At 61.1% G+C, this 5,770-nt stretch carries 7 protein-coding genes and 1 pseudogene; 3 read left to right on the top strand and 5 right to left on the bottom strand.

Annotated elements, in window-relative coordinates; genetic code table 11:
- The 3 genes from ppsA to VMJ11_RS06720 form a co-directional block, all read left to right on the top strand.
- Positions 1 to 1,738: phosphoenolpyruvate synthase (gene ppsA / locus VMJ11_RS06730; RefSeq protein ID WP_325618196.1), on the top strand; the 1,738-nt coding region annotated here is incomplete at its 5' end.
- Positions 1,739 to 1,745: 7 nt separating this feature from the next.
- Positions 1,746 to 2,372 (top strand): hypothetical protein, encoded by a 627-nt coding sequence (locus VMJ11_RS06725; protein WP_325618194.1) that lies wholly within the window; start codon positions 1,746 to 1,748, stop codon positions 2,370 to 2,372.
- 34 nt (positions 2,373 to 2,406) lie between these two features.
- Complete coding sequence (locus VMJ11_RS06720) at positions 2,407 to 2,592, top strand: hypothetical protein (RefSeq protein ID WP_325618191.1); 186 nt, start codon at positions 2,407 to 2,409, stop codon at positions 2,590 to 2,592.
- 126 nt (positions 2,593 to 2,718) lie between these two features.
- Here the strand turns inward: VMJ11_RS06720 and VMJ11_RS06715 are convergent, their stop codons facing one another.
- The 5 genes and pseudogenes from VMJ11_RS06715 to VMJ11_RS06695 all read right to left on the bottom strand — a co-directional run.
- Positions 2,719 to 2,946, bottom strand: a complete 228-nt coding sequence (locus VMJ11_RS06715; protein ID WP_325618189.1) for a hypothetical protein — start codon at positions 2,944 to 2,946, stop codon at positions 2,719 to 2,721.
- Complete coding sequence (locus VMJ11_RS06710; protein WP_325618187.1) at positions 2,943 to 3,929, bottom strand: hypothetical protein; 987 nt, start codon at positions 3,927 to 3,929, stop codon at positions 2,943 to 2,945. The genes VMJ11_RS06715 and VMJ11_RS06710 overlap by 4 nt, the downstream gene beginning before the upstream one ends.
- Before the next feature lie 46 nt (positions 3,930 to 3,975).
- Entirely contained in the window at positions 3,976 to 4,281 is a 306-nt protein-coding gene (locus tag VMJ11_RS06705) for a PAAR domain-containing protein (protein WP_325618185.1), read from the bottom strand.
- Positions 4,282 to 4,392: 111 nt separating this feature from the next.
- Positions 4,393 to 5,382 (bottom strand): PoNe immunity protein domain-containing protein, encoded by a 990-nt coding sequence (locus tag VMJ11_RS06700; protein WP_325618183.1) that lies wholly within the window; start codon positions 5,380 to 5,382, stop codon positions 4,393 to 4,395.
- An 11-nt stretch (positions 5,383 to 5,393) separates the two neighbouring features.
- Positions 5,394 to 5,770: pseudogene (locus VMJ11_RS06695) on the bottom strand (hypothetical protein); the annotation flags it as partial.

Genomic DNA, 5,770 nt, shown 5'->3' with positions numbered 1-5,770 from the left:
CGCCGTCGACCCCGACGAGTACGAAGTCTTCAAGCCCCTGCTGAAAGACGCGTCGCTCACGCCCATCGTCAGCAAGACGCGCGGTGCGAAGGCGGTCAAGATGATCCGCACGCGCAGCCGGACACAGCCGACGAAGAACGTGCGGACTTCGCGCGCCGAACGCATGGCCTGGGTGCTGCGCGACGACGAGATCCTGCATCTGTCGCGCTGGGCGTGTCTCATCGAAGCGCACTACGGCTGCCCGATGGACATGGAGTGGGCGAAGGACGGCGCCACGGGCGAGCTGTTCATCGTTCAGGCGCGCCCGGAAACCGTGCAGTCGCGCCGCGACGCCGGCGCGCTGAAAACCTGGCGCATCGGCAAGACGGGGCCGAAGTTGCTCTCTGGCGTGAGCGTCGGGGAGGCGATCGGCGCGGGACAGGTGTGCGTGATCGAGCAGCCCCGCGACATGGCGCGCTTCGTGGACGGCGCGGTGCTGGTCGCGCAGACCACCGACCCGGACTGGGTGCCGATCATGCGGCGCGCTTCCGCGATCGTCACCGACCACGGCGGCCGCACCTCGCACGCGGCGATCGTGAGCCGCGAACTCGGGTTGCCGGCGATCGTGGGAACGGGCAACGCCACGCGCGTGCTGCGCAACCGCCAGGCGGTCACAGTCAGTTGCGCGCAGGGCGAGGAAGGCATGGTGTACGAGGGCATTGCCGAGTTTCACGCCGAAGAGATCGACTTCTCGAACATGCCGTCCACGCGCACGGGCATCATGCTCAATCTCGCGAATCCGGCGGCGGCGTTTCGCTGGTGGCGCATTCCGGCCGATGGAGTAGGGCTTGCGAGAATGGAGTTCGTGATCAGCAACCAGATCCGCGTTCACCCCATGGCGCTCGTCCATTTCGACGAGCTTAAGGACGGGGAGGCGAAGCGCGCCATCCGCGATCTGACCGTGGGTTACGACGACCGCACCGAGTACTTCGTCGAGCATCTCTCACGCGCGCTCGGGCGTATCGCGGCCGCGCAGTATCCGCGTCCCGTGATCGTGCGCATGAGCGACTTCAAGACCAACGAATACGCGAACCTCGTGGGGGGCGCGCAGTTCGAGCCGCACGAAGCCAACCCGATGCTCGGCTTTCGCGGGGCCTCGCGCTACTATTCGCCGCTGTACCGCGAAGGGTTCGCACTCGAATGCCGCGCGATACGCCGTGTGCGCGAGGCGATGGGATTCACCAATGTGGTCGTGATGATTCCGTTTTGCCGCACGCCCGAGGAGGCCGACCGCGTGCTGGCGGTCATGAAGGAGAGCGGCCTCGAACGCGGGCGCAACGGTCTCGAGCTCTATGTGATGTGTGAGATTCCGTCCAACGTCGTGCTCGCGCGCCAGTTCGCGCAGCGCTTCGACGGTTTTTCGATCGGCAGTAACGATCTGACGCAGCTCACGCTAGGCGTGGATCGCGACTCGGCGCAGCTCTCCGGGCTCTTCGACGAGCAGAGCGAAGCGGTCAAGTGGATGGTGCGCAGGGTGATCGCCGAAGCCCATCAGGTCGGTGCGAAGGTCGGGTTATGTGGCGAGGCGCCCGCGCATCATCCCGAGTTTGCCGCTTTCCTCGTCGAGTGCGGCATCGACTCGATCTCGGTGAGCCCCGACAGCTTCGTCGCGGTCAAGCGGCGCGTCGCGGCCAGCGAGCCCGCGCTCGATGCGGACGCCGGTATGCCTGTGACTCTTGCGGAGCGTCTGCCGATGTGAGGTTTTTGTGGTGCCGCTTGGCGGCTTTTTGTCGCTGTACTTGTTGTTTTGGCATTTCCTTGTTTTCGCGTCGGTATGCCAGCGTTGCCCCTGTGCCGGGAGGCGCGGTACGACCAAAAGCGAAACGCCCGAGGCGAACCTGAAGAACATCCGGCGCGACTTTCCCGAGTTCATGGATAAACGGCTCGGTGAAGTCACGTGGCCCATGCTGAAAAAATGGATCGAAAAGCGGACCGCGGCGGGCAACCGTCCCTCTGGTATCAACCGCGCGCTCGGTTCGATTGGCGGGCTGTTCTCGCACGCCGTTGAGCATGAAATCGTGACCGCGACCCCGTGCGCAAAACTGCGGTGCAAGGTTGACCCTGAAGACGACACGCACGGGCGCGAACTGACCGCCGAAGAAGAAACCCGGCTGCGCCTTGTGCTCGACACGCCCGAAGCGCGTATCCGCGAAGAAGCGTCGGCGCGGCATGATGGTCGCAAGCTCGCCGCCGTGCCGGGCGAATATCACGCGTACGCCGATCACGTGAAACCCGCGATTCTCGTCGCGCTCAATACCGGCATGCGCCGCTCCGAACTGCTGCGCGCCCGCTGGACGGCGATCGACTGGGAAGGCCAGGACGATCACGGTTGAAGCGTGGACTTCGAAGGTCAAGCGCTCGCGCGTCGTGCCGCTGAATGCCGAAGCGCTCGCGGTCCTGAAAGCGTGGCGACGTCAGACCCGTTTCGAATTCATCTTTACAAACGAACAGGGCGAGCGACTCATGGCCGTGCGTGACTGGGTTATCGTCAAGCGTGAAGCGAAGATTGAGGCCTTCCGGTTTGTCTTCAGTGAGATTTTCCGCAGCGCGTAACCGTCTCGATTTGTGGAGACTGAATCTATGCCGGCGATAAAGGACCGCGCGCACCGCTGCGGCTGGCCGAACTGTCCACGCATGGTGCCGCTCGGCAGATGGGGCTGCCGCGAACACTGGCAGGCGCTACCGAATAACCTGCGCGCGTGGATCGGGCGCGCGTACCGTGCAGGAATCGAAACGGGCACGCACCCGTCGCGCTCCTGGCTCGACGCGCACCACGCCGCGCTTGAATGGATCTGCGAGGATGCGGAGGAGCGGCAGGAATGCGGCCGCAGCGCCGAAGCTACGCATGATCGCCACCAATGCAAGGATGATGGCGCGCGCGAGCACCGGATAGACCGGCTCGTTCATCCGTCTACGTCGTAGCGTTTCCGTTTATGCGGATCCCTTGTTAGCCCCAGCCGGGCACACGAGGGGCACCAGCTTCCGCTTTGCATGCTACCCCACGAAGCAGCCCACTCGTGGCCGCGATGACAGCGCCATTCAAGCTTTGTGGCGTTATTCACGTAGGTTTTCGACAGGCACTCGCCTCCGCGCTTCTTCGCGATGTCCTGCATCGTCTCGATGGTATGCGGGAAACTCTGGTGACGGCAGAACGGGCACCATGTCTTTGTCTTGACATGGCCCGGTGTTGCCATCCATTCGTGTCCCTCGGCACATTGCCAGCGAAGTCTGGTGCGAAGATTCCTGTATTCCGACGACAGGCAACGTCCCCCACGCGAGTGCGCCAGATCGTGCATTTCCTGCAAGGTCCCCCGCAAGCTATCGTGCGCGCAGGCAGGACACCATGAACCAAGCCGGATGCGACTCGCTGGCGCCTCCCAAACGTGCCCCTGATCGCATTGCCAGCGCACCTTGTGATTTACGCTGAGAAACTCTGTTGAAAAACATCGGCCGCCGCGCGTCGCAGCTAGTTCACGTATCGCTGCAAGACTTCCTCGCTTGTTCTCCACTGCGCATACCGGGCACCACGAGCCCGACAATTTCACGCAGGAAGGCGCGGATTTCCAGATGTGCCCCCGTTCGCACTGCCATTCCAGCTTGCCTTTCGTGCCGCGATAGCGATCCGCCAGGCACCGTCCGCCGCGCGAGCGCGCCAGTTCGCGCATCTCGTCAAGCTGCCGATACATTGCGCCTGCACGTTTGCACACCGGGCACCAACGGCCAAGCTTGACACTCGCTGGCGTCATTTCCCATTCGTGACCGTCGGCGCATTGCCAGCGCAATCTGGTTTCGACGTTCCGGTAGTCTGTGGACAGGCAGCGGCCATCATGCCTGCCAGCGAGCCGCTGCATGTCTTCCAGGGTGAGTGTAGAAGGATGATGGAAAGTCATGGCGCAAATGCCTGAAATGAGACGGCAGCCGCACGTCTTCGCCAGATCACCCGACCGTTGATCGCCGCGCAACCGCCGCCTGGCAAGAACATCCCGCCTCGCCTTGTGCCTGAACGTGATTGCTCCCGCACGGGCACAAAACCATATCGTCATGCACGACGCTGGCCCTACCGCCTTCACTCACGTCAGAACCCGTGCCCCGGATCGGATACTCGCCGGGGCATTTGCCGCACGTCGCCATATCCTGGTCAAGGGCGATGCGCCGCTCGCCGTCGAACATGGTCGATGTCATCGCAATGACGTGCCCACCGGTCGTAGTTCGATCGCCGTTACATACGAGTGCCTTGCCCATACCTTTCTTTCCCTTCTAAAAGTTCACTCGAACAGGCGACCTTTGCGCATCCGGATGCGGCGATAACCACGCCACCATGGCAGGTCGAGTCGCCAAGCCGAATGAAGGCAGTCATTCCTTGACTTCCAGGTACCAGATGACGGCACCTGTTGGCCCGTACTCTGGCCCCGGCATGGCTTCGCCCGCCGTCATCTTGACGATCTTGTTGTCCAGGTGCGGCGAAATCCAGTTGCCGCTTTGCGGGCATGGTTCGCCAGGCTTCGCGCGTATTACGACCTTGGGTTTGGGCGGCCCACCATCCGTGCCAACGCCCGGATTGCCCCGATACCAGTCCACCAGGGCTTTGGGATAAACGAGGTTGTCGCGATAGCTTCGGTCATCGATGTCCCACAGGACCGTCACGAGCGCAGCCTCAAGACACCAGTAACCGAAATAGGCGCCGTCAACGTGCGAGCCCTGCCAGTAGGTGTCTTTCATGCCTTTGTACCAGTTCTCGACAAACGCCTTGACGAGCGCGGGACGTTCTTCCGGCGCGCGTACCGTTGCGCTTGCCAGCGGACGATAGGGGTCCGGGTGTAGCAGCACGCGTGGCGTTTCGACGTGTAAGCCGGTCAGCTTTTCCACCACGGCCTCGAACAGGCCGTCCTGTCCCCGGCTGTAATTGCGCGTACGATTTACCCATTTCAATACCTCCGAAATGTATTCGCCATGCCGCAGCAGCTTGCAAAGCGCCAGCAGCCAGAACACGTACACGTAGGCGTCAATCTGCGAGATTTCTAATGTGTCTGCAACATTGCGCGCCGGCTTCATGTTGCGCGGGGAAACGTCCTTTTCGATAAAGACATTAAAGCGCTTGATGACTTCGGGAAACTGACCCCGCAGTTCCTCGATGGGTTGTCCAGCGGTGTAGTTGAGCAAAATAAGTTCCAAGCTTTCGGCTGCAATTTTCCATCTCAATCTATCAGGTGCCGACGGAGCAAGCGGCTTACCCGAAGTCAACGAATTATGCGCAAGTCTCGCTCTGTTGTGGTAACTACGCTCCATCTCGACATAGTATTTCTCTGTCAGATATTTCTGCCGTCTTTGCTTTGAAAAATTCATAGTCGCCTATCCTAGTTGTAACCGTTATCTTGCGTTTGCTGGGGCGCCTGTGCAGGTTTCGGAGGCGGTTCAATATTCAAACCGGCCTCATCAATATCGAGAAAGACAAACAGTTTCGACTGCGAGCCAGTCGGGCCGGGGAGACATGCAAAAATCCATCTTGCGTAACCTTCATCATCCATTTCAGATGCTTTTCTGTCTGCATCATCCCGCGTCATATCCCCATTTTTTACATTGCGACTCATTGCCCATGTCGCCCGCCGATCAATCCACCTTTCACTCATCTGCGTTCCGTCTTTTTGTGTCTCACCAAGACTCCGCTGCGCGGCTTTTTTTATACCCTCGTCATCGCCGGACTTGAACGACTGGTCGATGTTCTTCGCCTCGA

This window comes from Paraburkholderia sp. (assembly GCF_035501035.1).
Classification (GTDB): domain Bacteria; phylum Pseudomonadota; class Gammaproteobacteria; order Burkholderiales; family Burkholderiaceae; genus Paraburkholderia.
This window is presented reverse-complemented; position numbering and strand designations above follow the sequence as displayed.

What these genes read in the sequence shown, in the direction of transcription:
- VMJ11_RS06715 (WP_325618189.1), bottom strand. Translation starts at nt 2,946, where the DNA reads ATGAACGAGCCGGTCTATCCGGTGCTCGCGCGCGCCATCATCCTTGCA.
- VMJ11_RS06710 (WP_325618187.1), bottom strand. Translation starts at nt 3,929, where the DNA reads ATGACTTTCCATCATCCTTCTACACTCACCCTGGAAGACATGCAGCGG.
- VMJ11_RS06705 (WP_325618185.1), bottom strand. Translation starts at nt 4,281, where the DNA reads ATGGGCAAGGCACTCGTATGTAACGGCGATCGAACTACGACCGGTGGG.
- VMJ11_RS06700 (WP_325618183.1), bottom strand. Translation starts at nt 5,382, where the DNA reads ATGAATTTTTCAAAGCAAAGACGGCAGAAATATCTGACAGAGAAATAC.